The sequence below is a fragment of the Flavobacterium cupreum genome (genome assembly GCF_003996965.1).
In the GTDB taxonomy this organism is placed as follows: domain Bacteria; phylum Bacteroidota; class Bacteroidia; order Flavobacteriales; family Flavobacteriaceae; genus Flavobacterium; species Flavobacterium cupreum.
This window is the reverse complement of record NZ_QWDM01000270.1, coordinates 1-255: the sequence shown is the minus strand read 5'-3', so window position 1 is coordinate 255 and position 255 is coordinate 1. Positions and strand designations below refer to the sequence as shown.

1 protein-coding gene is annotated in these 255 nt (G+C 35.7%); it reads left to right on the top strand.

Annotated features, from left to right (window positions below; genetic code table 11):
• Positions 1-255, top strand: a 255-nt coding sequence (locus D0817_RS25565) for a helix-turn-helix domain-containing protein (protein WP_134737825.1), incomplete at both ends; no start/stop codon positions are given.

The window sequence follows — 255 nt, the reverse complement described above, 5'->3', positions numbered from 1 at the left end:
ATGACAACGATAAGTGAACGCATAAAACAACTTCGTACAGAAAACAACTTAACTCAATCTGAACTGGCAGAAAAAGTAGGTTTGACTTATGTACAAATTGGTCGATATGAAAAAGGGAAAAGCAATCTATCGTCTGATGTATTGCAAAAATTAGCTTCTGTATTAGGAACTAGCACCGATTATTTAATGAACGGCAAAACAGGGCAAGTAGAAGCGCAACTAACCGATATGGAACTTATAAAACAGTTTCAGGAA